This is a genomic window from Cystobacter fuscus, from assembly GCF_002305875.1.
In the GTDB taxonomy this organism is placed as follows: Bacteria; Myxococcota; Myxococcia; order Myxococcales; family Myxococcaceae; genus Cystobacter; species Cystobacter fuscus_A.
Genome location: NZ_CP022098.1, coordinates 5512461 through 5538004, shown reverse-complemented (window position 1 = coordinate 5538004; position 25544 = coordinate 5512461). Strand labels below are relative to the sequence as shown.

General features: G+C 67.2%; 23 protein-coding genes. 11 read left to right on the top strand and 12 right to left on the bottom strand.

Annotated elements, in window-relative coordinates; translation table 11 throughout:
• The first annotated feature begins 64 nt into the window (after positions 1-64).
• The 5 genes from CYFUS_RS22545 to CYFUS_RS22525 are packed head-to-tail and all read left to right on the top strand — an operon-like array spanning position 65 to position 4564.
• On the top strand, positions 65-1186 hold the full coding sequence (locus tag CYFUS_RS22545; RefSeq protein ID WP_095987103.1) for a branched-chain amino acid ABC transporter substrate-binding protein: 1122 nt from the start codon (positions 65-67) through the stop codon (positions 1184-1186).
• Positions 1187-1210: 24 nt separating this feature from the next.
• Positions 1211-2116: a branched-chain amino acid ABC transporter permease gene (locus tag CYFUS_RS22540; RefSeq protein WP_095987102.1), complete on the top strand. Its 906-nt coding sequence runs from the start codon at positions 1211-1213 to the stop codon at positions 2114-2116.
• Positions 2113-3072, top strand: coding sequence for a branched-chain amino acid ABC transporter permease (locus tag CYFUS_RS22535; protein ID WP_095987101.1), 960 nt, complete (start codon positions 2113-2115; stop codon positions 3070-3072). Before CYFUS_RS22540 ends, CYFUS_RS22535 begins: the two co-directional genes overlap by 4 nt.
• Positions 3069-3836: an ABC transporter ATP-binding protein gene (locus CYFUS_RS22530; protein ID WP_095987100.1), complete on the top strand. Its 768-nt coding sequence runs from the start codon at positions 3069-3071 to the stop codon at positions 3834-3836. The genes CYFUS_RS22535 and CYFUS_RS22530 overlap by 4 nt, the downstream gene beginning before the upstream one ends.
• A gap of 2 nt (positions 3837-3838) precedes the next feature.
• On the top strand, positions 3839-4564 hold the full coding sequence (locus CYFUS_RS22525) for an ABC transporter ATP-binding protein (RefSeq protein WP_095987099.1): 726 nt from the start codon (positions 3839-3841) through the stop codon (positions 4562-4564).
• Between the two features lie 86 nt (positions 4565-4650).
• Here the strand turns inward: CYFUS_RS22525 and CYFUS_RS22520 are convergent, their stop codons facing one another.
• Positions 4651-4926: a hypothetical protein gene (locus CYFUS_RS22520; protein ID WP_157758596.1), complete on the bottom strand. Its 276-nt coding sequence runs from the start codon at positions 4924-4926 to the stop codon at positions 4651-4653.
• A gap of 182 nt (positions 4927-5108) precedes the next feature.
• On the opposite strand from CYFUS_RS22520, the gene CYFUS_RS22515 reads away from it, so the two are divergent.
• The 3 genes from CYFUS_RS22515 to CYFUS_RS22505 are packed head-to-tail and all read left to right on the top strand — an operon-like array spanning position 5109 to position 6527.
• Entirely contained in the window at positions 5109-5453 is a 345-nt protein-coding gene (locus CYFUS_RS22515) for an ArsR/SmtB family transcription factor (protein WP_095987097.1), read from the top strand.
• On the top strand, positions 5450-5926 hold the full coding sequence (locus tag CYFUS_RS22510) for an SRPBCC family protein (protein WP_095987096.1): 477 nt from the start codon (positions 5450-5452) through the stop codon (positions 5924-5926). Before CYFUS_RS22515 ends, CYFUS_RS22510 begins: the two co-directional genes overlap by 4 nt.
• Positions 5927-5972: 46 nt before the next feature.
• Positions 5973-6527 carry a Uma2 family endonuclease gene (locus CYFUS_RS22505; protein WP_157758595.1) on the top strand — a complete coding sequence of 185 codons (555 nt, stop codon included), beginning with the start codon at positions 5973-5975 and terminating at the stop codon, positions 6525-6527.
• A gap of 78 nt (positions 6528-6605) precedes the next feature.
• On the opposite strand, the gene CYFUS_RS22500 is transcribed toward CYFUS_RS22505, so the two are convergent.
• The gene (locus tag CYFUS_RS22500) at positions 6606-7547 is read right to left on the bottom strand and encodes a glycoside hydrolase family 43 protein (RefSeq protein WP_095987094.1); all 942 of its coding nucleotides are present in this window, start codon (positions 7545-7547) and stop codon (positions 6606-6608) included.
• An 88-nt stretch (positions 7548-7635) separates the two neighbouring features.
• Positions 7636-8259, bottom strand: coding sequence for a TetR/AcrR family transcriptional regulator (locus CYFUS_RS22495; RefSeq protein ID WP_232537717.1), 624 nt, complete (start codon positions 8257-8259; stop codon positions 7636-7638).
• A 481-nt stretch (positions 8260-8740) separates the two neighbouring features.
• On the opposite strand from CYFUS_RS22495, the gene CYFUS_RS22490 reads away from it, so the two are divergent.
• Positions 8741-10312, top strand: coding sequence for a CocE/NonD family hydrolase (locus CYFUS_RS22490; protein WP_095987092.1), 1572 nt, complete (start codon positions 8741-8743; stop codon positions 10310-10312).
• A gap of 79 nt (positions 10313-10391) precedes the next feature.
• On the opposite strand, the gene CYFUS_RS22485 is transcribed toward CYFUS_RS22490, so the two are convergent.
• The 5 genes from CYFUS_RS22485 to CYFUS_RS22465 form a co-directional block, all read right to left on the bottom strand.
• Positions 10392-13484, bottom strand: coding sequence for a sensor histidine kinase (locus tag CYFUS_RS22485; protein ID WP_095987091.1), 3093 nt, complete (start codon positions 13482-13484; stop codon positions 10392-10394).
• A gap of 197 nt (positions 13485-13681) precedes the next feature.
• A complete protein-coding gene (locus CYFUS_RS22480; protein WP_095987090.1) occupies positions 13682-15973 on the bottom strand; it encodes a hypothetical protein in 2292 nt (763 codons plus the stop codon).
• 222 nt (positions 15974-16195) lie between these two features.
• Entirely contained in the window at positions 16196-16972 is a 777-nt protein-coding gene (locus tag CYFUS_RS22475) for a MetQ/NlpA family ABC transporter substrate-binding protein (RefSeq protein WP_095987089.1), read from the bottom strand.
• Between the two features lie 6 nt (positions 16973-16978).
• Positions 16979-17632, bottom strand: a complete 654-nt coding sequence (locus CYFUS_RS22470) for a methionine ABC transporter permease (RefSeq protein WP_095987088.1) — start codon at positions 17630-17632, stop codon at positions 16979-16981.
• The gene (locus tag CYFUS_RS22465; RefSeq protein WP_095987087.1) at positions 17613-18656 is read right to left on the bottom strand and encodes a methionine ABC transporter ATP-binding protein; all 1044 of its coding nucleotides are present in this window, start codon (positions 18654-18656) and stop codon (positions 17613-17615) included. The genes CYFUS_RS22470 and CYFUS_RS22465 overlap by 20 nt, the downstream gene beginning before the upstream one ends.
• 223 nt (positions 18657-18879) lie before the next feature.
• On the opposite strand from CYFUS_RS22465, the gene CYFUS_RS22460 reads away from it, so the two are divergent.
• Together CYFUS_RS22460 and CYFUS_RS22455 are read left to right on the top strand one after the other, a co-directional pair.
• Positions 18880-20103 (top strand): methyltransferase, encoded by a 1224-nt coding sequence (locus CYFUS_RS22460; RefSeq protein WP_095987086.1) that lies wholly within the window; start codon positions 18880-18882, stop codon positions 20101-20103.
• Positions 20100-20867, top strand: coding sequence for a spermidine synthase (locus CYFUS_RS22455; RefSeq protein ID WP_232537716.1), 768 nt, complete (start codon positions 20100-20102; stop codon positions 20865-20867). The genes CYFUS_RS22460 and CYFUS_RS22455 overlap by 4 nt, the downstream gene beginning before the upstream one ends.
• Here the strand turns inward: CYFUS_RS22455 and CYFUS_RS22450 are convergent.
• The 4 genes from CYFUS_RS22450 to CYFUS_RS22435 form a co-directional block, all read right to left on the bottom strand.
• The gene (locus CYFUS_RS22450; protein WP_198316699.1) at positions 20848-22296 is read right to left on the bottom strand and encodes a patatin-like phospholipase family protein; all 1449 of its coding nucleotides are present in this window, start codon (positions 22294-22296) and stop codon (positions 20848-20850) included. The genes CYFUS_RS22455 and CYFUS_RS22450 overlap by 20 nt on opposite strands.
• A 142-nt stretch (positions 22297-22438) precedes the next feature.
• Positions 22439-23350: a CheR family methyltransferase gene (locus tag CYFUS_RS22445; protein ID WP_232537715.1), complete on the bottom strand. Its 912-nt coding sequence runs from the start codon at positions 23348-23350 to the stop codon at positions 22439-22441.
• Complete coding sequence (locus tag CYFUS_RS22440) at positions 23347-23859, bottom strand: chemotaxis protein CheW (protein ID WP_095987083.1); 513 nt, start codon at positions 23857-23859, stop codon at positions 23347-23349. Before CYFUS_RS22440 ends, CYFUS_RS22445 begins: the two co-directional genes overlap by 4 nt.
• An 18-nt stretch (positions 23860-23877) precedes the next feature.
• The gene (locus CYFUS_RS22435) at positions 23878-25536 is read right to left on the bottom strand and encodes a methyl-accepting chemotaxis protein (protein ID WP_095987082.1); all 1659 of its coding nucleotides are present in this window, start codon (positions 25534-25536) and stop codon (positions 23878-23880) included.
• Positions 25537-25544 lie beyond the last annotated feature (8 nt).

The window sequence follows — 25544 nt, the reverse complement described above, 5'->3', positions numbered from 1 at the left end:
CTCTTGCCCACCGCCGCGCACTGATATGGAACTGACCGCTTCCTGAACCTCCGAGGAGAACCTCATGAAGAGAGCGATGGGTCTTGCCCTGGCACTGTGCCTCCTGAGCTTCGGCTCAGCCCGTGCGGCGGATACGATCAAGATCGGCCTCCTGGCGCCCATGACCGGTTCCTGGGCGAGCGAAGGCCAGGAGATGAAGAAGAACGTCGAGCTGCTCGCCTCCGAGCTGAACGCCAAGGGTGGGCTCCTGGGCAAGCAGGTCGAGGTCATCATCGGGGATGACGGTGGAGATCCGCGCACCGCGTCGCTCGCGGCGCAGCGCCTGAGCACCCAGGGAGTGGTGGCCGTGATCGGCACCTACGGCTCGGCGGTGACCGAGGCGACCCAGAACATCTTCGACGAGGCGAGCATCATCCAGGTGGCCAACGGCTCCACGAGCGTGCGGCTCACCGAGAAGGGCCTCAAGTACTTCTTCCGCACCTGCCCGCGCGATGACGAGCAGGGACGGGTGGCCGCGGCGACGCTCGAGGCGATGAAGGCGGCCAAGGTGGCGCTCCTGCACGACAACTCGGCGTATTCCAAGGGCCTGGCCGACGAGATCCGGGGGATCCTCAAGGCGAAGAAGATCAACGTCGTCTTCTTCGACGCCCTCACGCCCAAGGAGCAGGACTACTCCACCATCCTCACCCAGCTCAAGGCGGCCGGTCCGGACGTGGTCTTCTTCACCGGCTACTACCCGGAGGCGGGCCTGCTGCTGAAGCAGAAGAAGCGGATGGGGTGGAACGTGCCCTTCCTCGGCGGGGACGCCATCAACAACCCGGACCTCGTGAAGATCGCCGGCAAGGACGCGGCGGAGGGCTTCCAGTTCCTCTCGCCCCCGGTGCCCAAGGATCTCGACACCCCCGAGGCCAAGGCCTACCTGGCGAGCTACACGAAGAAGTACAACGAGACGCCGGGCTCCATCTACGGCGTGCTGGCGGGTGACGGCTTCCGCGTCGTGGCGAAGGCCATCGCGGAGACGAAGTCGACGGACGCGGACAAGCTGCGCGAGTACCTCACCACGCGCCTCAAGGACTTCCCGGGCCTCACGGGGAAGATCTCCTTCAACGCGAAGGGTGATCGGCTCGGCGAGCTGTACCGCGTGTACAAGGTCGAGAAGACGGGCGACTTCGCGCTGCGGAAGTAGGCACGCCGCCCGGCGCCAACCCACATGGAGCACTTCTTCCAGCAGCTCACCAACGGACTGGCCGTCGGGGGCATCTACGCGCTCATCGCCCTCGGCTACACCATGGTCTACGGGGTGATGAAGCTCATCAACTTCGCCCACGGCGACCTCTTCACGTACGGCGCCTATCTCGGGATGACCCTGCTCACCTCCTTCTTCCTCCAGGACCGGCTGGGGATGGTGGCGGGGCTGGTCATCCTGGCCGTGATGGTCATGGGGCTCGTCGCGCTCATCGGCGCCGTCCTCGAGCGCGCGGTGTACCGGCCCCTCCGGGAGTCGCCCCGGCTCTCGGCCGTCGTCTCGGCGCTCGGCGCGTCCATCTTCCTGCAGAACGCGCTCATGCTCCTCTACGGCGCCCGCGTCCACGTCTACCCGGAGGACCTGCTTCCCCAAGCGACGGTGAACGTGCTCGGGCTCGAGGTGCCCCTCATGCGGATCGTCGTCGTGTTGGCGTCGGTCGTCATGATGGCGGTCCTCTACCTCTTCGTGCAGAAGACGAAGATCGGCACCGCGATCCGGGCGGCCGCGATCGACCAGGGAGCCGCCCGCCTCATGGGCATCGACGTGAACCGGGTCATCCTGCTCGTGTTCCTGATCGGTCCCGCCCTGGGCGGCGCCGCCGGGCTGCTCGTCGGGCTCTACTACGGGCAGGTCAGCTTCACGATGGGCTGGCTCTACGGGATGAAGGCGTTCACCGCGGCCATCCTCGGGGGGATTGGCAACATCCCCGGTGCGATGGTGGGCGGCCTGCTGCTGGGCGTCATCGAGGCCCTGGGCGCGGCCTACCTCTCCCTCGCGTGGAAGGACGCGCTGTCCTTCCTCGTGCTCATCTTCATCCTGATCGTTCGTCCCACGGGACTGCTGGGCGAGCGGGTGGCGGACAAGGTATGAGCCGCGGCCTGCTCGTGTCCTACGCGATCCTCACCGTCGTGCTCGCCGGGGCCCCGCTCGTCCTGGACGCGTACTGGGTGGACGTGCTCAACAGCGTGGGCCTCTACGCCCTGCTGGCCTTGAGCCTGAACATCATCCTGGGCGACGCCGGGCTCTTCAACATGGGCCATGCCGCCTTCTACGCCGTGGGCGCGTACACCACGGCGATCCTGAACACCCGGCTGGGCCTGCCCACCCTGTGGGCCCTGCCGGTGAGCGGACTGGTGGCGGCGCTCTTCGCGGCGCTGGTGGCCCGCCCCGTCATCCACCTGCGGGGGGACTACCTGCTCATCGTGACGATCGGGCTGGGGGAGATCGTGCGCATCGCCCTGGTGAACGATGTGTTCGGCCTGACGGGCGGGGCCAACGGGCTCTTCGGCATCGCGCGCCCTACCCTCTTCGGCCTGAAGATCCGCCGCCCGCATGAGTTCTTCTATCTCATCTGGGCCTTCGTGGCGCTCACGGTCTTCCTCTTCCACCGGCTGGAGCAGTCGCGGTTCGGGCGGGCACTCAACTACCTCCGGGAGGATCCGGTGGCCGCCGAGGGCAGTGGCGTGAACACGGGCCGCTACAAGCTCCTGGCCTTCGCCCTGGGGGCGGCCTGGGCGGGAATGGCCGGCAACCTCTACGCCGCGAAGATGACGATCATCTCCCCGGAGTCGTTCAGCTTCTGGGAGTCCGTCCTCCTCTTCCTGATCGTCATCCTCGGCGGCTCCGGCTCCATTCCCGGGGTGCTCCTCGGCGCCTTCCTGGTGGTGGGACTGCCGGAGCTCTTTCGCGGCTTCGCCTCGGCGCGAATGCTCGTCTTTGGTCTGGTGATGATGGTGTTGATGGTGTTCCGCACGCAGGGGCTGTTGCCCTTGCGGACCGTGCGCTTCAAGAAGTCCGACCTCGAACGGGCCCGGGCCGCGCCATGAGCGCCCTTCTCGAGGTCCGGGGAATCACGAAGGCTTTCGGTGGGCTGACCGCCGTGCGCGACGTCTCCTTCGAGGTCGCCGAGGGGTCCGTCGTGGGGCTCATCGGCCCGAACGGCGCGGGGAAGACGACGACCTTCAACCTCATCACGGGCAACTACCGCGTGGATCGCGGGACGGTCCGGTTCAAGGAGCGCTCCCTGGTGGGACTGAGGCCCCATCAGATCGTGTCGCTGGGAGTGGCCCGGACCTTCCAGAACATCCGCCTCTTCCAGCAGCTCTCCGCCGTGGAGAACGTGCTCGCCGGACGCCATTGCCGCACCCGCGCCGGGCTCCTGTCGGCCTTGTTGCGTCTGCCCGGACAGGTCCGCGAGGAGCGCGAGGCGGTGGCCCGGACGATGGAGGAGCTCGCCTTCGTGGGGCTGTACGGCCGGGCGATGGAGCTGGCGAAGAACCTGTCCTACGGGGACCAGCGCCGCCTGGAGATCGCCCGGGCGCTGGCGACAGAGCCCAGGCTGCTCATCCTCGACGAGCCCGCGGGCGGCATGAACGAGCAGGAGACGGACCAGCTCGTCGAGCTGATCCGGAAGATCCAGCAGCGGGGAATCACCCTCCTGCTCATCGAGCACGACATGAGCCTGGTCATGCGAGCCTGCGAGCACCTGGTGGTGCTGGAGTATGGCGAGAAGATCGCCGAGGGGCCGCCCGCGGCCGTCCGGAAGGATCCGAAGGTGATCGAAGCCTACCTGGGAACGGAGGAGGTCTAGCGATGGCCGAACCGCTCCTGGAGCTGAAGGACTTGAGGGTGAAGTACGGGAACGTGGAGGCGCTCCACGGCATCGGGCTCACGGTGCGGCGGGGAGAGATCGTCACCCTGCTTGGCGCCAATGGCGCGGGGAAGACCACCACCCTGCGAGCCATCAGTGGTCTGCTCCGCCCCTCGGCGGGGGAGATCTGGTTCGAGGGAAAGCCCATCCACGCCCTCCCGGCGCACGAGCTGGTGAAGAGAGGCATCGCCCAGGCACCGGAGGGGCGGCGCATCTTCGCCACCCTCACCGTCCGCGAGAACCTGATGCTCGGTGCCTTCACCCGGACGGACAAGCCCGGAATCGCCGAGACGCTGGCGTGGATCCACCGGCTCTTCCCGGTCCTGGAGAAGCGAGGCACGCAACTGGCGGGGACGCTCTCGGGGGGCGAGCAGCAGATGCTCGCCATCGGGCGGGCGCTCATGGCCAGGCCGCGCATCCTCCTGCTCGACGAGCCCTCGCTGGGGCTCGCGCCACTGCTCGTGAAGGCGATCTTCCAGACCCTTCGGGAGATCAACCAGACGACGGGCGTCACCATCGTCCTGGTCGAGCAGAATGCCCGCGCGGCCCTGAAGCTGGCCCACCGGGGCTACGTGATGGAGGTGGGCCGGCTCGTCCTGGAGGACTCGGCGCAAGCGCTCCTGTCCAATCCAAAGGTACAGAACGCCTATCTGGGCACCAGGGTCTGAGCGCGGGGACGCGTGGGGCCGGACTCCAGGGATGGGGCAGGAGGAACCCTTTTGCCCCATCCACCGCTCGCCAACGACCGAAGACATCAATCGCCCAGGAGGTCCTCCCGTGTCCGCCTGGCCTGGTCCAGCTCCGCCTGTCCCTCGGGTGTATCGGCACTCGCATACAGCGGCGCCGCCTCGGCCCGCTCGATCTTCTCTTGAGTCCTGATCATGACGGCGGCCACGCGGTAGGCCCACCGAACCATCTTCTCGGTGTCCTCCAGCGGATCACCGCGACTGATGGCCGCGGAAAGCACCTGCACCGCGATCCAGTCACGCTTTGTCAGGCCCGGCACCGTCACAACACTCGCTTCACTCATGAGACTCCCTCCTCTGACCTTGTCGCGCTCCAAGTGCCCGCGCAGCGTACCCTGGATGGCCATGCCGGTGAGCACCTCGGACCCGTAGTGCCAGGCCGCCGCCTCCCAGTCCGCGAGCAGGAGGGACGGAGACGGATTACTTAGCCCTTGCGCTAAGTTTTCATGCCGTGATACTTAGCTTCATGGATCAGTATCCAGAGCAACTGAACGGCATTTTTCAGGCGCTGGCGGACCCCACTCGCCGAGCGGTGTTGGGGCGGTTGGGCAAGGGACCCGCGAGCATCAGCGAACTGGCGGAGCCTTTCGACATGGCTTTGCCCTCCTTCATGAAACACATCCATCTCCTCGAGGAGAGCGGATGGATCCAGACGCGCAAGGAAGGTCGCGTGCGGACATGCGCCCTTCAAAAGAAGCCATTCGCCGCTGTCGAGACATGGCTGGCCGAACAGCGCTCCCTTTGGGAGGGCCGTACCGACCGGCTCGAGTTGTTTGTCACCACCCACCAGAAGAAGGAAGGATCGGAATGAGCCCCTCGCTGAATCCAGAACTCGACCTGACCCTCTCGCGAGTCATCAAGGCGCCCCGGTCGGCCGTCTGGCGCGCCTGGACGGACCGCGCGAGCTTCGAGCAGTGGTGGGTTCCCGCGCCCGCCCGATGCAGGGTCCAGGAGATGGAACTCCGTCCCGGCGGTTCCCTCGTCACCCTGCTCAGCGAGAACGGTGGCGACTTCACGCCGCACCTGCGGGGTTGCTTTCTCGCCATCGACGAGCTCGAACGTCTCGTCTTCACGAACTCCCTGGTCGGTGGATGGAGGCCCGCGGAGGAGCCCTTCATGACCGCGATCATCACCCTGCGCGAGCATCCGCTGGGCACCGACTACGTCGCCCACGTGATGCACAAGAGCAACGCCGATCGAAACCTGCATGAGAAGATGGGCTTCTACGATGGGTGGGGCACCGTCACGGAGCAGCTCGCCCGGCTCGTGGAGCGACGATCGTAGCCCGGGAGGGGGTCCATGTCAGACCCCCCGGGCATGGTGGCGCCCCATGACCGCCCTGATGCCCGGAAGCCCTGTCACCGCCCATCTCGAGGCCTATCCCTCCCGCCGGCCGGGGGCCCTCCCGAGGGCCGTGCGCCCCGTGAACCCCCGCGCCGCCGCGCTCCACGCCTATGCCACCTCCCAGCTCGGCGCGGAGCTCATCTCCACCTACGGTGCCGGCCGTGGCATCCCCGGCTCCTGGCTCCTGCTCTCCGGGTTGGAAATCCACCTCGGCCAGAGCCTCCTCGCCCCGGACCTGATGGGCTGGCGGCGCGAGCACATGCCCCGCCTGCCCCGGAGCTCCTCCGGCATCGCGATCGCCCCGGACTGGGTCTGCGAGGTGCTCTCCCACGCCGAGGAGCGCGCCCAGCGCCTGCCCCTCTACGCCCGCGAGGGCATCCGCCACGTGTGGCTGGTGGACCCCGAGGTGCGCACCCTGGAGGAGCTCGAGCTCGACGGCCGGCGCTACTCGTTGCGTGCGCTGCACTCGGGCTCGGAGACCATTCGTGCCGAACCTTTCAGCGCGCTGGAGTTGCCGTTGCGCCTCCTGTGGGGGGAGTGAACGAGAGCAACTCCGGGCTGCTGGCACTCCGTGGTGGGACTCCGTGAGCGTCCTGCTCGCCTCCCTTCTGGGCGGGCCTCAGTATTGAGGCCAACCCGAGGAGTCCCAGCGCAGATCATTGATGAGCAGCTTGGGCGCGCCGTTGTCGGTGGCATCGTAGGCGTGTCGGGCGATGACGTTGTCGTTGTAGATGTCCTGTCCACCCGGCCCCTTCCAGACCGTGTTGCCGGCATCGAGCACCGTTCCGCCCCCACTCATCATGCTCACCCCATTCTTGTCCAGGTAGGGACCGGTGATGCTGGTGGAGCGCCCGTAGACGATCTTGTACGTGCTGTCGACTCCCCTGCAGCAGGCGTCGATGGAGGCGAACAGGTAGTAGTAGCCATTGCGGTAGGTGATGCTGGCGCCTTCGATGCCATTGGCGCGGGAGGCAATGGAATAGAGAGAGCCGGTGGGCTTCATGGTGTTCTTGTCGAGCCGCGTCAACTTGAGGCCGCTCCAGAAGGAGCCAAAGGCAAGCCAGGGATTGCCCGAGGCGTCAATCACCAGGTTCGGATCGATGGCGTTGTAGTTGTTGGCGCTGGTGGTCCGGATGACCAGCCCGTCGTCCCGCCAACTGCCCGCGCCCACGCTGGTGGCGGAAACCAGTCCAATGGCCGAGGTGTTGGAGCCAAAGCTGGAGATGGAATAGTACAACCATACCCGCCCATTGTAGAGCTGCACGTCGGGTGCCCAGACGTCATTGCGCGTCTGATTGGGGACATGGCTGCTCCACCAGGAGGGCGGATTCAGGAAGATTTGCGGAACCGTGTACCACTGGGTGCCGTTGTCCGAGCGCCTGACCTGGATGCCTTGCCCCGTATGGAACTCGTACCAGGTGCTGCCCTCCTTGATCAGGGTGGGATCGTGCGAGATGCGCTCCCCCGTCAGTTCCCAGAACTCCGCCTGGGCGGAGAAGGGAGTCAGAGCGGCCATGGACGAGGCGAGTGCGAGGGACACACCAAGGCGGGAAAATGTCATTTGCACGGTATTCCTGTTTTCAGTGGTGTCCTCGACTATTGCCATGATTGATGTTTGATGGCAAATCCATGGCGCGTCGGACCGGGCGTCATTTCCGCTGCTTCGAGACGATCTCCGGACGTTTGGGAAGGTGGCGCAGACCCTTCCAGACGAGGGATGAGATATGCGCGGCAACCTCCTCGACGGGTGGCTTGCGCACGCCCCTCCACCACTGGCCGACGAAGGTGACCATGCCGACCAGGGCGTGTGCGTAGATGGGCGCCACCTTGGGCTCATAGCCCGCGGCCTTGAACGAGGTGAGGAAGATATGGCCGACGCGCTCGGCCAGCTCGTTGAGCAGTGACGACATCCCACCGCGAGCAGAGGTAATGGGTGTGTCATGCGCGAGGACGGCGAAGCCGTCGGGGTGATCCTTCACATACGTCAGGAACGCGAGGGTTCCCTGTTCGACGCGTTCACGGGCACTGCCCTGCGCGATGGCCTCGGAGATGCGCCGGACCACGTACTCCATCTCTCGGTCCACGATGACGGCGTACAGGCCCTCCTTGCCGCCGAAATGCTCGTAGATGACAGGCTTGGACACCTTCGCCATCTCGGCGATTTCCTCGACGGAAGCCCCCTCGTATCCGCGTCGGGCGAAGACAGCGCGTCCGACATCGATGAGCTGGGCTCGTCGGGCGGAGGCGGGGAGGCGTTGAGCGCGGCTGGCCATGGAAAACATTCTAGTACACCCGACTCCACCCCCGCGCCGCATTTCGCAGTGCGTCGTATGACTCGGCCATGGGGAACGGCGCGAGCGCGCTCCCGGCAACCTACGCAGAAGTAGATTCGGACCCACGCGTGCCGCCATCGGGCGCTCGAGGGCCACCCATCCGCAACTGATTCGCGGCCATCCACGCCTGTCGGGAGCATCCGGTTTGACAATCTAATTACGCTTTCGTAACTTACGTGCCCGTAGGTTTCAGGCGAGCAGGTGGCTCTCGAGAGCAGGGAGCAGCCACCGTGACCGACGCACCGGCGGCGATGAGGGACGGGGGGGACGCGACGGCCAGGTAATCTTTTGCCGCAAGGCATCATCCACCAACAAGCCGCGTCGAACCCCCTCGGCACAGGCCGCCGGGGCCAAGACCCAGGGCGGCAGCGTCGAATCCATTCGTGAGTGCAGTGCCTGGTCCCCCCACTGGAGGTATGCCTTGTCCTGGTTGCGAGCAATCGCCGTGTCCGTGGTTTTGTCGCTGTGCGTTATCGCGGGTCCCGCGTCCGCATCTTCGTCCTTCCGCGTCATCGACATCACCGTGCGTGATGGAGTGACCCTGAAAGGCAACGTCTTCACGCCCGATACTCCGGGGCGCTACCCGGCCATCATCTTCATCACCAGCTGGGCGCTGCCCTCCTTGGAGTACTACGTGCAGGCGCAGCAGTTCGCCGATGCCGGGTACGTCGTGGTCTCGTACACCCCGCGAGGCTTCTACTCATCGGGGGGCGGCATCGACACGGCTGGCCCCAAGGACATTGGCGATCTGAGCGAAGTCATCAATTGGACACTTGCCCATACTCCCGCGGATCCGGCCCACATCGGTGCGGCGGGCGTCTCCTATGGCGCGGGCATGGCGTTGATCGGCGCGGCCTTCGACTCACGCATCCGCGCCGTGGCCGCGATGAGCTGCTGGACGGATCTGACGTACTCGTTGTTCGCGAACCAGACGCGCCATCTGCAGAGCGCCGGGCTGCTGTGGCTCTCGGCGGAATTGACCGGACAGCCCTCGGCGGAGCTGCGGCAGGCCCTCTCGGACTTCTTCGCCAACCAGAACCTGGACAGTGTCATCGCCTACGCCCAGACGCGCAGCGCCGCGACGTACCTGGATCGCATCAACGCGAACCGTCCCGCCATCCTCATGGCCAACGCCTACGGCGACAGCTTCTTCGGGCCGAATCAGCTCACCAGCTTCTTCACCCAGCTGGCGGGGCCGAAGCGGCTCGAGCTCCGCCCGGGTGACCATGCCATCGCCGAGCTGACCGGCATCTTCGGCATTCCCAATGACGCCTGGACGAGCACGCGCCGTTGGTTCGACCAGTACCTGCGCGGCGTGGACACGGGCATCGCCGCGGAGAACCCGGTGCAGCTCCAGCTCCGGGGCCAGAGCACGTATGAGTCGTACCCGTCGTGGAGCGCCGTCTCGACGAGCACCACGCGCTACAACCTGAGTGATGTGTACGGGTGGAGCAACGAGGGCGACCTCCTGACGAGTTCTCAGACGGGCTGGAGCAAGACGATTTTCGCGGGTGATGACACCCTCGCCAACGGAGGCGTGGCGCTGCTGACCAACGGCGTGGAGGCCATCACGGGTGAACCGCCCACGGCGTGGATTCCGGGGGTGAATCGGGCGAAGGCGGCCGTCTGGCAGTCGGAATGGTTCACGAGCCCGCGACGCGTGCGCGGGGCCTCGCACCTGAGCCTGACCGTCACTCCGGGCAACTCCGGGCAAACGACGGTCATCGCCTACCTCTACGACTCGGACTGGGGAGGGACGGGAAGCCTCGTCACGCACGTCGCGGTCACGCTCCGAGGCGCCGTTGCTGGCCAGCCCCATGCCGTGGACGTGGACTTCCCGGCGACGGCCTATGACATTCCCAGCGGCCATCGCCTCTCGCTCGTCATCGACACCGTCGATGCGCTCTACGCGGACAAGGCGCCGGACTTCTCCACGGTGAGGTTCTCCTCGCCCGCGAACAGCCCGTCCTATGTGTCCCTGCCCCTGAAATAAAGGGGGGCGGAGGCGTGGGCGCGTGGACGAGAAAGGCCAGCGCATCCCGCTGCCTTGGTAGGCCCACGAGGCAGCGCCACTACCCAGGCTTGCGCCTTGCCACCGCCGCATAGGCGATCACCGCCGGCAGGCGCAGCTGCACCTCGGTGCCCGCGCCCGCGCGGCTCCACAGCTCCAGCTGACCGCCCAGGCGCTGCGCGCGCTCGTGCATGCCCACGAGGCCCCAGTGCCCGGGCCGAGAGCCCTGCGCCAACACCTCCCCGTCGATGCCCGTGCCGTCGTCGCGCACGCGCAGCAGGAAGGCGCCTGTCTCGTAGACGAACTCCACCTCGACGGCCTGGGCCCGTGCATGCGCGAAGGCGTTGAGAATCGCCTCGCGGCCGATGCGGTAGGCCTCGTCGAGCACCGCGCCCGGCATGTCGCGCGGCGTGCCTTTGACGACCACGCCGAAGCGCGTGGAGCGCTCGCGCGCGAGTTCCTCACCCAGCACGGCGAAGGCTCGTGGCAGGTCCTGGTCAGCGGTGTATTCGGCCCGCAGGTCGCGCACGCGGTCGCGCGCTTCCTCCACCACCTGGTCGGCGCGGTCCAGCACCGCCTCGATCCTGCCGCGCGTGGGGTGCGCCTCGGGCAGCTCGGCGGCCAGTCCCTGGATGCTGAGGATGAGGCCCTGCGTGCCCTGCAGCAGCGTGTCGTGCAGCTCGCGCGCGATGCGCTCGCGCTCCTGCGAGCGCGCCTCCAACCGCGCGCGCAGCTGCGCGGCCACCTGGCGCAGCCGCAACTGGTAGATACCCCACAGCAGCGCCGCGGCGGCCAGCGCGCACAGCGCGTGGAACCACGTGGTCTGGTGGAAGGCGGGCCGCACCGTGAAGGTGAAGACGGCGCCGGTGTCGTTCCACACGCCGTCGTTGTTGGCGGCCGTCACGCGGAAGCGATACGAGCCCGGCCCCACGTTGGTGTAGAACGCACGCCGCCGGTTGCCGGCCTCCTGCCAGTCCGCGTCCACGCCCTCGAGCTGGTAGCGAAAGCGCACACGCTCGGGAATGGTGAGGCTGAACGCGGTGTAGTCGATCTCGAAGGCGGTGGTGAGCGCCGGCAGATGCAGGCCCTCGCTGGCCGCGTAGGCCGTGCCCGCCGCCGTCACCGTACCGACGTGCACGCTGGGCGCGAACGGATTGCGCGCGATGCGCCGCGGATCGATGCGAAAGACATTGGTGCTGGTGGGCAGCCATAGCTGGCCGTCCTCGCCCTGCAGCAGGGTGGGGATGGGGCCGAGCGGCTCGGGCGAGCCCTCCAGCCCATCGTCCGCCGTGAAGCGCTCCACCTGCACGGCATGCGCAGGGTCGCGCACGAAGGCCTCCACCTCCTCGCGCGGCACGCGCACCGCACCACCCGCGCCGTGGATCCACAGCTCGCCCTCGGCCGTCCGCGCGAGGCCGGACACGCCGCGCAAGGCGGGGCCACTCGCGGGCATCAGGGCATGGAAGCGGCCTTGCGCATAGAGCGCCACGCCCGCGTTGCCGCCCACCCACAACCGCTCGCCCCAGGGCCGCAGCGCGGCCACGTTGCCGACCTGCAGTCCCTCGGACGGACCCAGCATTCGCGCGCGGCCGTGCTCCACACGGGCGAGCCGGTTGTCGAAATAGCCGAGCCAGACGCGCCCGGCCGGATCCGCCTCGATGCTCACCACCGAGTCCCTGGGCAGGTCGGCCACGCCGCCGTTGGCGCTCCACTGGCCGTCCTTCCAGCGGTGCACGCCCAGGCCGCGGAAAGACATCCACAAGCCCCCCTCGTTGTCCTCGGCGATGGCCTGCACGGCGCTGCCACGCTTGTTGATGTCGACGGGCGGCTCGATGCGCTCCAGACGGCCCTTCGGCTGGCCGCCGGCCAGGCGCCACAGCTCGCCGACCTTGCCGATCCACAGGTCGCCCGCGCGGTCGCGGTGCAGCACGATGATCGACTTGTGCGGCGATGGGCCGTCCAGCGGCCCCTGCACCTGTCCCGAGGCGTCGCGCAGAAAGAGGCCGTGGCGGCTCGTACCGATCCACAGCCCGTTGTCGGCGGCGGGGGCGAGCGCGACGTTGGGCCATTGGGGACCTTCGGGCAGCGCGGGCACCACCTTGTTCCTGCGAAAGCGGTCCATGCCGGCGTTGGTGAGCACCCAGACGTTGCCTTCGCGATCCTCGAACAGACTCAACACGGTGCTCCCGCTCAGGCGCACGGCGGCGCCGGTGCGCTGCACGTCCGCGAACGGTTCGGTCTTCGGCGCCCCGGACAGCACGCTCGCCGACGGCAGCCGCGCCAGGCCTTCCTCCAGAGCGATCCACACGCCGCCCTGGCGGTCGAACAGGCACAGGCCCTGCGTCCCGGCGCTCGCGCTGCCGAAGCTCTTGCCGTCGAACCACCGCTGGCGGTCAGCCAGTGGCATGAGGCCCCCCGTCACGATGGCGAACCAGGGCTCACCCGCGCCATCCACGCAGACGTTGATGCCACCGAGCAGAGTGCGCTCGCCGCCGGAGGCGTCACGCGGCATTGGCACCGGCGCGAAATGCGCCGCGCCGCGCGGCCTCGCGAAAATCTGGAACGAGGTGGCCGCCCACACCGTGCCACGCGGATCCACCGTCACGGTCTGCACGTTGCTGTTTGGTTTCAGCCCGCCGTCGTCGACGACCTGCCAGCGCCGGCCGTCGAAGCGGTACAGGCCACGCGAGGTAGAGGCCCACACGTCGCCCTCCAGGTCCTGCGCGAAGTCGGTCACGGTGCTCGGGGAGAGACCGTCCTCCTGGCCGTAGCGCGTGAGCACGCCCTCGCGCAGCACGTGGATGCCGCCCAGTTGCAGGCCGATCCACAGCTCGCCCGAGCGGCCGACGTAGAGGCGGTAGGCTTCGTCGGTGAGTGGACGGCCCGTGTCGGGCGCGGTGTAGAGCTCGAAGCGCATGCCGTCGAAGCGGAGCAGGCCGAGCGGCGAGCCGATCCACAGCGTGCCATCCGGCGTCTGCGCGATGCCGTAGGCATTGCCCGGCGCGCCGTCGCGCTCGGTCCACGCCGTGTGATGCATGTGCTCCAGGGATTGGGCTTCGGGCGGCGGCGCCTCGGCGGCGAGGACCGATGCACGGGGCAACAGGCACGCCGTCATCAGGGCAACACGCAGCAGGAACGTGGCGGCTCGACTCATCGGGGACTGGTTCGGGTTCGGAGGTGAACGGGCGGGGCGCGCCGACTGTACGCTCCCCAGAAGCAGCGCCGCCAGCGTCAGCCAGGCGCCTTCGCGGCCCCCTCCCCTCTCGCTTCCGCTCGCGATGTCTGTGGGTACCACGGGCCCGCTCGCCGAGTGAATGCCCGGCCGCGCCTGGAGGCACTGGCCCTGGCGCGCTAGAGATTGAACCCGATGTCGCCGATCGAAATGCTGGGCCCGAACATGAAGGACCACTTGCTGGAGGGGACCCGCAGGTCGGTGTTCGGGTCCTCGCCGGGCTTCAGGTTGCGCGTGACGTCGCCCCGGAACTCGTGGGCAATCCACGCCTGGACACCCACCGCCGCTCCCGTGCCGATCGGCACGCGCAGTCCCACGCCGCCCACGAGCGCCAACGTGGGCGGGAAGTGGATGTCGCTCGACTGGGGAATGAGCCCCAGCCCCATGAGGCCGATCTCGATTCCCAGCAACCGCTCCTGACCTTCTTCGTTCAGCAGGACCAGACGGGACAGCACCCCGAAGTTGAGCGTGAGCTGACCGCTGGGTTGCGTCACACGGTAGAGGCCCGCGGGAACGGCGCCCGTCGCATAGAGCCGCAGGAAGCCTCCCTCGACGATGGCCGACCATTGCGCCGAGGGAAGACCCGTCCGGTCCGTCGCGCTCAGGGCGTAACGGGACTCGTCGGCGACATGCGCGACCTGCACCAGGATCCGATCGAACTGACCGAGGCCGCCCTGGACGGGGATGATGCGCTCCTCTCCTCCGGGCCGCAGCAGCATCCGCTGCTCGACATGACTCTCTCCCCGGGAGGAACCGTCGCGCTTCGTGACATCGATCCGGAGGATGATCTCCTGGATTCCCTCCTCGGGGTTGAGCCGCTCGCGATGAACGATGACCCGACAGGTGTGCCGCATGGCGTAGTTGATGCGGTAGGGCCGGCTCGGTTCAATGAGGTGATCCACGCCGTCCTTGTCCGCGCAGACGAACTCGATCAGCCGGGAGACATCCGTGGGGACGCTGGCTTCTCGCACCGCCCGCTGGACGCGCTCCTCGACCTGCGCGAGGTCCGCGGTCGACAGCTCACCGGGAAGCGAGGGGACCCGGTAGCCGAAGCGCAGCGACACGAATCCACCCGCGGTCGTGTCTCCGTGAACCAGCGTGGTGTTGCCCTGGGTGATGACGCGATAGGCCCCTTCGATGGGGAGCAGCACGAAGCGCCCCTGCTCTCCGCTGCCAGTGACCTGCACGAGCGCGGGACGATTGGTGGGGATGAAGTCGAGGGCCCCGTGGTTCGGCAGCTCGAGACTGACGCGTGGGTAGGGCAGCGGCTGGGTCTTCGCGGTCGTCGAGGCGACCACGGTCCGCTCGAGGGGAGAACTGGCCGCCGAGATGGTGACCTGCTGGGACGAGGTGCCCCCCGTGCGCAGGAGCACATAGGTGCCCTCGGAGACCTTCACCACACGCCCCACCGCGGCGCGCTCGCCATTGACCGTCCAGAGCAGGCCTTGGGGATCATGTCCACAGGACGGATCCAGACGCACCACCAGGGCCGATTCCGCGGCATCGCGCAACACGGTGCCCTCCACCGCGGTCAGGGGACAGGACAGGACGGGCAACGTGGCGGACACCGTCGCGTCGAAGGCGTCCCCGCGAGCCAACAGGACGCGGGGGACGAGCCGCAGACGAAGGGTGATCTGGGCCTCCAGCCCCGTGACGTTGCGGATGGCGATGAAGTCCTCGGTGGGCTCGCACCGGGCGGGAGCGCAATCAGCGGAGGCGACCGCCTCGGGATGGGAGACCATCACCCGGCCTGGCCCCTTGGACAGGTCCACGCCACTGGACTGGAAGAGCGGTCGGGTCAGGATGATGCGGCCGGGCCGGAGCTGGAAGGACTCGGGCGCCACGAGGGTGCCGTTGGCATCGTAGGTCGTCACCTCGGGACCGCGCTTGCCATGGGGCGGAATCCAGAAGAGCGCCGCATCCGAGGGGAGACCGGACGCCAGGGGCACGGTGCACTCGGACTGCCTGGCTCCGGAAGACGGATTGAGGCAGAGCTCCATGCCTTCGCGGGGGCCCTCCTGCTCATTCTTCGCCGGTACGAACCAGCCCACCGCGACGTCCTGGAGACGCTGTCCCTTCAGCTCGATGCGCCCATCGTCCGGAAAGAAGCTCATCCCCGCGGTGTCGATGATCGGAAAGGGCCCGGTGGCGATGACGGTGACGATGTCCTGGCTCGACGCGCACTGAGATGCGTCCTCCGCGACCTTGAGGTCGAGTGTCCGCGCGGCTCCCTCGGCGCCTGAAGGAGGCGGCCGGATGGAGCGCCCATCCGCCGACAGCAACCACCCTCCGCTCACCGGGCCGCACACGATCCCCTGCTGAATGACGGGGATGGCGCGTCCTCCTTCGGGGACCTGTTTGATGGGCGCGGCGGCGGCGGCCCAGGCGAGGAGGAGCGTCAGGAGCGCCATTCCACGGGGCAGGTGCCGGTTCAAGAGCATCAGTGCGGCGGGAAGCATTCTGGGCCCCTGATTTAACCCGGACCCGGCCCTGACTGAACGAACGAATCCGGGTCCGCATACCTCCTGACGCTCCTCGGCCGGCTCGCCGCCGTCCGACCCGAGGACCCCCTGACCCCATGGAAAAGTTCAGTGGGCAGGGAGGCTGCCCTCATGGCGTGGGGGCGGCACGGGCTACCAGGCCGTCACGATGGCGCCGCGAAACGTCTCGTCGATGAAGCGCTTGACCTCGGACGAGTGGTACGCCCGGACCAGGACCTGGAACTCGGGACGGGAGCGCTCGCTCTCGCGCACGGCGAGCACGTTGGCATACGGAGAGGCAGCAGCCTCTCTCACCAGCGCGTCCTTCAGGGGATTGAGTCCCGCTTCGAGCGCATAGTTGGTGTTGATCGCCGCCGCATCCACATCGTCGAGCGAGCGAGGGAGCTGCGCGGCATCGAGTTCGATGAACTTGAGCTGTTTCGGGTTGGCTTCGACATCGGTGACGCTGGCGTCGATCCCCACTCCCTTGCGCAACTGGATGAGCTTCTCGCGCTCGAGCAACTTGAGGACACGCCCACCGTTGGTGGGATCATTCGGGAGCGCCACCCGCGCCCCCTTGGGCAGTTGCCCCAGTGCGGTGTGCTTGCGCGAGTAGACACCGATGGGAAACGTGACCGTGCGCGCGATGGAGACAATCCGGTAGCCGCGGTCCTTCTTCTGTTGGTCCAGGTAGGGCTGGTGCTGAAAGCTGTTGGCGTCGAGCTCACCGGCCGCCAACGCCTCGTTGGGCTGCACGTAGTCGCTGAACTCGATGATCTTCACCGTCAAGCCTTCCTTGGCGGCGACGCGAGCGGCCACCTCGAGGATCTGTGCATGGGGCCCGGCGGTGACACCCACCTTCAAGACACGCGGCTGAGCGGAAGCCACCGCGGAAACGGAAAGGACGAGGAGAAACAAGCCGCGAAGCATCGGAGCCTACTTTCGCGAGAGCCGGCGCACGAGAACATCGCCAGCGAGTTGAACCGCATTGACCAGCACCATCAACACCACCACCACGGCGGCCATCACCCACGGCTGGAAGCGCTGGTACCCATAGCGGATGCCGAGATCTCCCAGCCCGCCGCCCCCCACCGCACCGGCCATCGCCGAGGAGCCGATCAGGCTGATGACCATGACGGTCGCCGCGGCGACCAGGCCAGGCAGCGCTTCGTGGAGCAGCACCTTCCAGACGATCTGCCAGCGGGTCGCCCCCAGCGAGCGGGCCGCGTCAATCAGCTCGCGATCCACCGCCTGGAGCGCCGTCTCGAAGAGCCGCGCCACGAACGGGGCCGCGGCGAAGGCCAGCGGGACGATCGCCGCGCGAGTGCCAATGGCCGTGCCCACCAGGAGCCGTGTCAGCGGAATGATGCTGACCATGAGGATGATGAACGGCGTGGAGCGGGTGGCGTTCACGATGAGCGCGAGGACCCGGTGGAGCCACGGCCGCTCGTAGAGGTGGCCGGGAGCGGTCAGCAACAGCCCGACTCCAAGTGGCAGCCCGGCGGCGATCGCGAGCACGCTGGACACGCCCACCATCACCAGCGTCTCCAAGAGGGAATTCCCCAGCAACTCAAGCATCGCCGGCGACATGGCCGAGCACCTCGACTCCAATGTGACGTTCGCGCAGGAAGTGGATCGCCGCGCCCATCCGCTCGGGCTCGCCCGAGGCCAGCAGGGACAGGCTTCCCCACCTGCGGCCCTGGATGTGCTCGATGCGCCCGGCCACCACGTCGACGTTGAGCTCGAACCGCCGCACCAGCACGCTGACCAGCGCCTCGTGCGCGGACTCGTCGGGCACCGCCAGGGTGATCAACGTGGCCGCTCCGACGCCCGGTCGACGCTTCGCTTCGAACCGAAGCGCCTCCGGAATGGGCGAGGCACTCAGCTCCGCGGCGAAGCTCCGAGCGGTCTTCGAGCGGGGCTGGGTGAAGATGTCGAAGACGCGACCCTGCTCGACGATCCGACCACCCTCCATGACCGCTACCTGGTCCGCGAGCCGCCTGACGACGTCTCCCTCATGCGTGACGAAGACGATGGTCAGCCCCAGCTCCTCGTTGAGCTCGCGGAGCAGCTCGAGGATCTGCGTCGTCGTCTCTGGATCGAGCGCCGAGGTGGCCTCGTCGCACAAGAGCAGCTTGGGAGAGGTGGCGAGCGCCCGCGCAATCCCCACGCGTTGCTTCTGGCCTCCGCTGAGCTGAGACGGCCACGCTTCTTCCTTGTCCTTCAGTCCCACCCGCGCCAGCAGCGAGCGCACCCGAGGAAGAATGTCCGCGCGCGAGTGGCCCGCCAGCTCGAGCGGCAAGGCGACGTTCCCAGCCACGGTCCGCCGCGCGAGCAACCCGAAGTTCTGGAACACCATGCCGATGTCGCGTCTCGCATTGGCCAGCGCCGGTTCGTCGAGCCGCGTCAGGTCGCTCCCGTCCACCTCCACGGAGCCTTGCTCTGGCCGTTCGAGCAGGTTGATGGTCCTCAAGAGCGTCGTCTTGCCCGCGCCGCTGCGCCCGATGATCCCAAACATCTCGCCCTTGGAGATCTCGAGCGAGACTCCGTCGAGCGCCCTCTCCGCTCCCTTCGCGGAGGAGAAGGTCTTCACCAGATTTCGCAGCCGAATCACTGAAGCCCTCCGGGCTCGAGGCCCAGACATGGAGTGGGTTGGAACGCCGCGAACCCAGCACCTCTTCGGCCGCATCCGTTATAACGGACACCCGTCCAATGTCAACGCCAACGGCTTGGAGGGCTTTCATCCCGGTACAGGACGGTCGAGTATACTTCTTCCTTCTCGCGGGATACGCGGCCTGTATTCAGGTGCTCGTTCGTGGTGGGTGAAGTGGAAGAGGATGAACCTTCAAGATCGGTTGAAAGCGCTCACCGACCTGCTCAGGCCGTGGTCCGAGCTCTGGTCACGTTCCATCCTCCAGAACTGGCCGGAGTCCGGAGCCGCTTATCCCGAGGCCTGGCTGCCCTACGCTGAATCACTCGACGACGAGGGTGAACGGAGGCTGGATGCTGGGGAGCTTCCAGGTGAGCCTCCCCGATCGCTGTACTCGCTCGTGCTCGCTCTTCGTGAGCTGACAGCCCTGCCCTGGCATGAAGGCGTTCAACGTCTGACGACCGCGGACGCACAGGGACTCAATGCCAAGAAGGCTCATGAGATCGAGCGGGTCCTCGCCCTGCTCGGACCGAGAACCAGGACGATTCGCCAGGCGGTCGACATCGGTGGCGGCATGGGACATCTCGCTCGTCTCTGTGTCAGGACTTTCGATTGGACCTTCCACAGCATTGATCGTGATGCCGCTTTGCAGGAGAAAGGTCGGGACTGGCTGCGAAGGGCAAGGAGCCTGCCGCGGGAAAAGCTGTGTTTCATCCACTCCTCCGTCGAAGATGGGCCGCAGGGTGAGATTGATCCGCTCTTTTCCGGTCAGGATCGGGTCTCGATTGGCCTACACACCTGCGGGTCGCTCGCGCTGACGCAGATTCGCAAGAGCCAGCAGGCAGGACTCCTCCTGAACTTTGGTTGCTGCTACGACCAGATGGATGCCGCACGGGACTACCCTGTCTCCCGCCTCGGGAAGGCGCATGCACTTCCCATCACCCGACGTGCCCTGTTCCTGGCGACGCGTGGACGACACCACAAGACCGAGGCGGAATTCGCGCTGATGAAGCGCGTCTACCAGCAACGGTTCGCGCTCGATCTCCTGCTGAGGCGGAAGTTTCCCGCGCTCGGCTTCGTACGGGCGGGGGATGCACCCAAGAAGCTCTATGCCGGGAGTTTCGCGGCCTATGCGCGTGATCGCCTGGAGCGCCTGCGACTCGATGTCGGCATGACGGACGCCGAGCTGGATTCCTTTGAATCGTCCGCTCGTCTCGAGGCGAGGCGCATCTTCCTCTACCATCTGCTGAGGGATCGCTTCGCGAGGGCCCTGGAGCTCGTGATCCTGCTCGATCGCGCGCTCCTCCTCGAGGAGATGGGCTTTCAGGTCGAACTCCTGCAGGTCTTCGAACCGCACCTCTCCCCACGCAATATCGCCCTCATCGCGTCAAGGGCGGAGATTTCCTCGTGAACGAATCAGCAACGGTGGTCCACGAAGCCGACTCGCCCTTCGGGTCCGTGTACGTCGTGGACGAGGGCGACCAGCGCTCGCTGCGTTTCGACAACCCGGATGGCACCCTCCAGAGTGCCATTCTCAAGAGCGATCCGCTGGCGGTCCCCATCGACTACGTGCGCGTGGCCACCGCCGGGCTCGCGCTCACCCAGGGCCGCTCTCGAATCCTGGTGGTGGGCCTCGGCGGAGGCTCGTTTCCCATGCTTCTGCACCGGCTCCTGCCCCGCAGGGCACGGATCGACGTGGTGGAACTCAACCCGGTGGTGGTGGACATGGCCCGGCGCTTCTTCGGAGTCCGTGAGGACCACCGGCTGCACATCCATGTGGATGACGGCTCCCGCTTCATGACGCGGCAGGGCTCACGCTACGATCTCATCTTCCTCGATGCCTTCCTGGACCGAGGCACTCCGGATCACCTGAAGGAATCGCGCGTCTTCGAGGATGTCCGGCACAGGCTCTCGTTCGGGGGCGTGGCGGTGATCAACGTCGCGCTGGAGGATCCACGGAACGTGGCGAAGCGAATCGAGACCTTCGCCCGTTCCTTCGAGGACTGCGCGATGCTGCGAGGTGCCCCGCAGTACAACAACCTCATCCTGGTGGGCACGCTGGAGCCCCTCCCCCCCGAGCCCCTGTTCCGGCAGCGACTCTGGCGGCTCGCGCGCGAGCTGGACTACCCAGAGCTGGTGGAGAGTGTGGTGTCCTTCAAGCGGGTTTCTGGCTGAGCTCCTGGCGCTGCGCCGCATGGGCATTCAGGAAGGCCCGGGTGTAGCGCGCACCCGACTCCACCAGGAAGTCGTAGTCGGCCGGCATGAGGCGGAAGTCCGACGTGCCGATGTAGTCGGTGTAGATCGGCACCGTGCGGCCCCGGTCCGTCGGCGCCATGTCCTTGCGCTGACTGGAGGCGAGGATGGTGTTGAGCAGACCCGACATGAAGTCGCCCACGGAGAGGGTCTTCCTCGTCCGAAAGCCTCCCAGCAGGCGGGTGGTGAGGTCGACGTTGCGCGCGTCCATGAACTTCTGCAACTCCCCCATGTCCACGAAGCCATCCTTGCTCTCGTCGAGCTGCGTGAAGATGTCCTGCACGTGGGTCGAGCCAAAGAGCAGGACGGCGTCATCCTTCGTGAACTTGCCGCTCGTGAAGAGGTCCTCGCACTCCTTCCGGCTGATCCGCCCGTCTCCGTTGCGCTCGACGTTCGCCAGGGACTCCAGGAGCCTGCCGAAGGCGCTCTCCAGGTCCGCGACCCTGGCGTCCCGCTTCTGGATGGCGACATCTATCGCCTTGCGCGCCCGGGAGAGCTTGGTATCCGGGCGAGGCGGCGGGCTGGCGCCGTCGGCGAGCCAGGCGGAGGTGATATCCTGATCATCGGCATTGAACGCGGTGAACCCCAGCGTCGCCGGGTTGGGCGGAAAGAACGTCTTCGCCGGATCGGCGAGCTGCTCGATCTGCGAGAAGGGCCGCAGCCGGCGCAGGAAGGTGTCCTCGGGACGCATCGAGAGCCACCAACCATCGAAGGCGCGCAAGGGGTAGTTGTTGAGAACACCGCCGTCCGTGTAGAGGTCTTCCTCGTCCCAGGCACCACTGCCCGTACCGAGCGTCCGGAAGACCCGGTAAGGCCGCATGAGCACCGGGAGTGACATGCTGACGGTGACGGCGACCCGCACCGGCATGTTCGGCGTCGTCTTGGGATGGCAGTACTCGATGTTCATCCGGGAGACGTTGGTGATCGGCACGCACAGCTCCCGGCCGGTCCGCTCGAGGAGCTGCGCGAAGGTCACGTCCTTGGAGCCTGCCCCCGAAGCGAGATGCTCTCCGACGAACTCGAGCAGGCGCGCGCCAGGGTTCATCCCGTAAGAACGAAAGATATTGAAGAGTCCGCCGAGCATTCCCATGCGCGCGTCCTGCATGAGCCAGGTGAAGTCGGTCGACTTCAAGATTCTAGCCATCTCCTGCGCTGGGAACCCCAGCGCGGTCCAGGTCGCGCACAGGCTCCCGACGCTCGCGCCCGCGACCCGCTTGATGCGGTTTGGGTAGATGCCTTCCTCCTCGAGGACCTGGAGTGCTCCAGAGTACGCGACGCCCTTGACGCCTCCTCCCTCGAAGACGAGGTTCTCCCATGGCCACTTCGTCGCTCCGCTCGGCTCCGAACGCATGGAGGACCCGGTGTTCGATGCTGTTTCTAGATTTTGATCCATCCGATAAGCCTAACCCCTGCGTTCTCCCTGGATCAAGCCAAGGAGAGACAACTCATCCAATGCCAAACAGAGCGCGAGGGAAGCGCGGGTGAAGGACCCGTCAAGCGGGGCCTCCGCCACCCACGGGCTGCGGGGACTTCGCGCAATAGATGTTGGGAGCCACGCAGCGAGCGGGCTCGGCGCTGCCGGTGAGGCTCTCGGCGTGACCCAGGAAGAGGTAGCCCGTCGGAGGTAGCCGGCGCAGCAGCGAGCTCAACACCCGGGCCCGGGCCTGGGCCCCGAAGTAGATGAGCACGTTGCGGCAGAAGATGAGCTCGAAAGGCCCCTCCGGCCAGCCGTGCTCCTCGTTCAGGTTGACGCGCGCGAAGCGCAGCACCGCCCGCAGCTCCGGACCCGCCTTCATCCACCCCTCCTGGCCGCGCACCCCCTTGAGCATGAAGGTCCGCAGCAGGGGCCGGGGGATGCCGGCCGCCCGCTCCACCGGCCAGAGCCCCTGCCTCGCCCGCTCCAGCGCCCAGGTGGACAGGTCCGTCGCCAGCACCTCCAACTCCCACCCCGAGCCCGGTGGGAAGTGCGAGAGCAACGCCATCGCCAGCGAGTAGGGCTCCTCTCCCGTCGAGCACCCCGCGCTCCACACCCGCACGCGCCTGGTCATCAGGCCCTGCGCCGCTCGCCGCGTCCACTCCGGGAAGACGCGCTGCCGCAGGAACTCGAACTGCCCCGGCTCGCGGAAGAAGTGCGTCTCGTTGGTGCAGAGGCAATCCAACATCCGCACCCGCTCCTCCTCGTTGCCGCGCATGCAGACGAACCGGTAGTAGGCACCGAAGGACGTCAGCCCCAGCGCCCGCACCCGCCGGGACAACCGCCCCACCAGCAGCGCCTGCTTCGAGGGGCCCAGGTGGATGCCCGCCTCCCGCTCCACCAACGTCTGGAAGAGGGAGAACTCCCGCTCCGACAACGGAAGCGGACCCACGCCGGACACGATCGCCTCCGAGGAGCTTCCCGCTCTCATGCGCCCCCACTGGCCGCGGCGCCCACGAGTCCCAGCAACTCCTCCGCGGACAACACCCGGTCCAGGTCCAACAGGAGGATGAAGCGTTGCTCCTGCCGGCCCATGCCTCGCAGGTAGTCCACCGGCGTGCGCGTGCCGAAGGCGGGCGGCGGCTCGACGTCGTCCGGCGCCAGATCGAGCACCTCGCTGACCGAGTCGGCCAGCAGCCCCAGCGTGGTGCGCTCGCCGTCCATCACGGCCTCGACGACGACGAAGCACGTCCAGCGCGTGATGGGTCGAGGACCCAGTCCCATCTTCACCGCCAGGTCCACCACGGGCACCACCCGGCCCCGCAGGTTGATGACTCCCAGCACGGCGGAAGGCATCCCCGGCACCCGCGTGATGGGCACGTGCTCGATGATCTCCCGGATGCGCAGCAGCTCGATGGCGTACGTCTCGCCGGCCAGGGAGAAACCCAGGTACTGCGCGGGGCGGATGATCTCGGAGAGGGTATTCGTGTTCGTGAGCATGTTGGGAGGTCCTTCATCCTAGAAACGCTTGAAGTCGTGATCCGGAGTGGGTGACATCCGCATCGGCAGCACCTGCGCCACCGTCTTCAGTCCCCGCGCTGGCCAGTGCTCGGGAGAGGGCATCGGGGCGGGACCCGGCACGTGTACCGGCTGCGCCACCCGCCCCGACTCCACCACCCGGAAGAACGTCATCATCTGCTGCAGCGACTCGGCCTGGGCCGCCAGCTCCTCCGCCGTCGACGACAACTCCTCCGCCGCCGACGCGTTGCGCTGTGTCACCTGGTCCACCTGCACCATCGCCCGGTTCATCTGCGCCACTCCTCCGGCCTGCTCCCGGGACACCGCCGCCACCTCCTGCACCAGGTCCGCCGTCTTGCGAATCGACGGCACCAGTTCCTTGAGCAACCTTCCCGAGCGCTCCGCCACCTTCACGCTGCTGCCCGCCAGACTCCCTATCTCCTTGGCCGCCTTCTGGCTCCTCTCCGCCAGCTTCCTCACCTCCGAGGCCACCACCGCGAATCCCCTCCCGTGCTCCCCCGCCCTCGCCGCCTCCACCGCCGCGTTCAACGCCAGCAGGTTCGTCTGGTACGCAATCTCCTCCACGATGGAGATTCGCTCCGCGATGGCCGCCATCGCCTCCACCGTCTCGTTCACCGCCTGTCCGCTCTCCTGCGCGTCCGCCGCGCCCTTCACCGCCATCGCCTCCAACTGTCTGCTCGTCTCCGCGTTCTGGCTGATGGAGATGCTCAGCTGCTCCAGGCTCGTCGTCGTCTCCTCCACCGAGGCCGCCTGCGTGCTGGTGCCCTGCGACAGCGCCTGTGCCGCCGCCGCCACCTGCCCCGAGGCTCCCGACAACGAGCCCACCGCTCCCCGCACTTCTCCCAGCACGCCGCCGAAGCGCCGCACCATCTCCCTCAGCCCCTCCATCATCCGCGCCGTCTCGTCCCGCCCACGCACCTCGATGGCCGCGGTGAGGTCTCCCGAGGCCAGCTTGCCGGTGAGCCCCACCGCCTCCTGTAGAGGCCGGACGATGCTGCGCGACAACAACCACGCCAGCAGCACCGCCAGCACCGGCCCCACCACGCCTCCCGCCACCAACATGAGCTTCACCAGGCCCACCCCCCTGCTGGATATCTCGCTCCGCTGGTCGCGCTGGAGCTGCTCCTCGTGGCGGATGGTGTTCGCCAGCTCTCGCATGGAGGCCAGGATCTTCTGTCCCTGGGCCTCCTTGACGTATGCCACGAGCTGCTCCAGGGGGACACGGCCCGCGTCCACCTCCCGGCGCAGCGCCACCTCGCGCTCGGCGTAGGGGAGGAACTTCTGCTGGTAATGGTCCAGCAGTTGTCGCAGCCGTTCCTGCTGGTGGGGGTTGTCCATCGTCAGCGACTTCACCTTCGCGTGGCTGGCGAGGAACTCGGACTGCCGTTGAGGCACGAACTCGAGGAAGGCCTCGTCGCTGGTGAGCGCGAAACCCTGGAGCCGGGCCTCATGATCTATCAGGGCGATGCCCATGCTCCGGACTTCCAACAGGCCATCGTAGGAGCGGTAGTTGTCCACGGCCGACTCCACCAGGGTCTGGAAAAGAAAGAAGGTTCCCCAGGCCACCACCGCGAGCAACGAGACGAACGTGCCGAAACCGAGCTGCAGCTTCCGAGTGATGCTGACGTTTTCGAACATGGAGGACC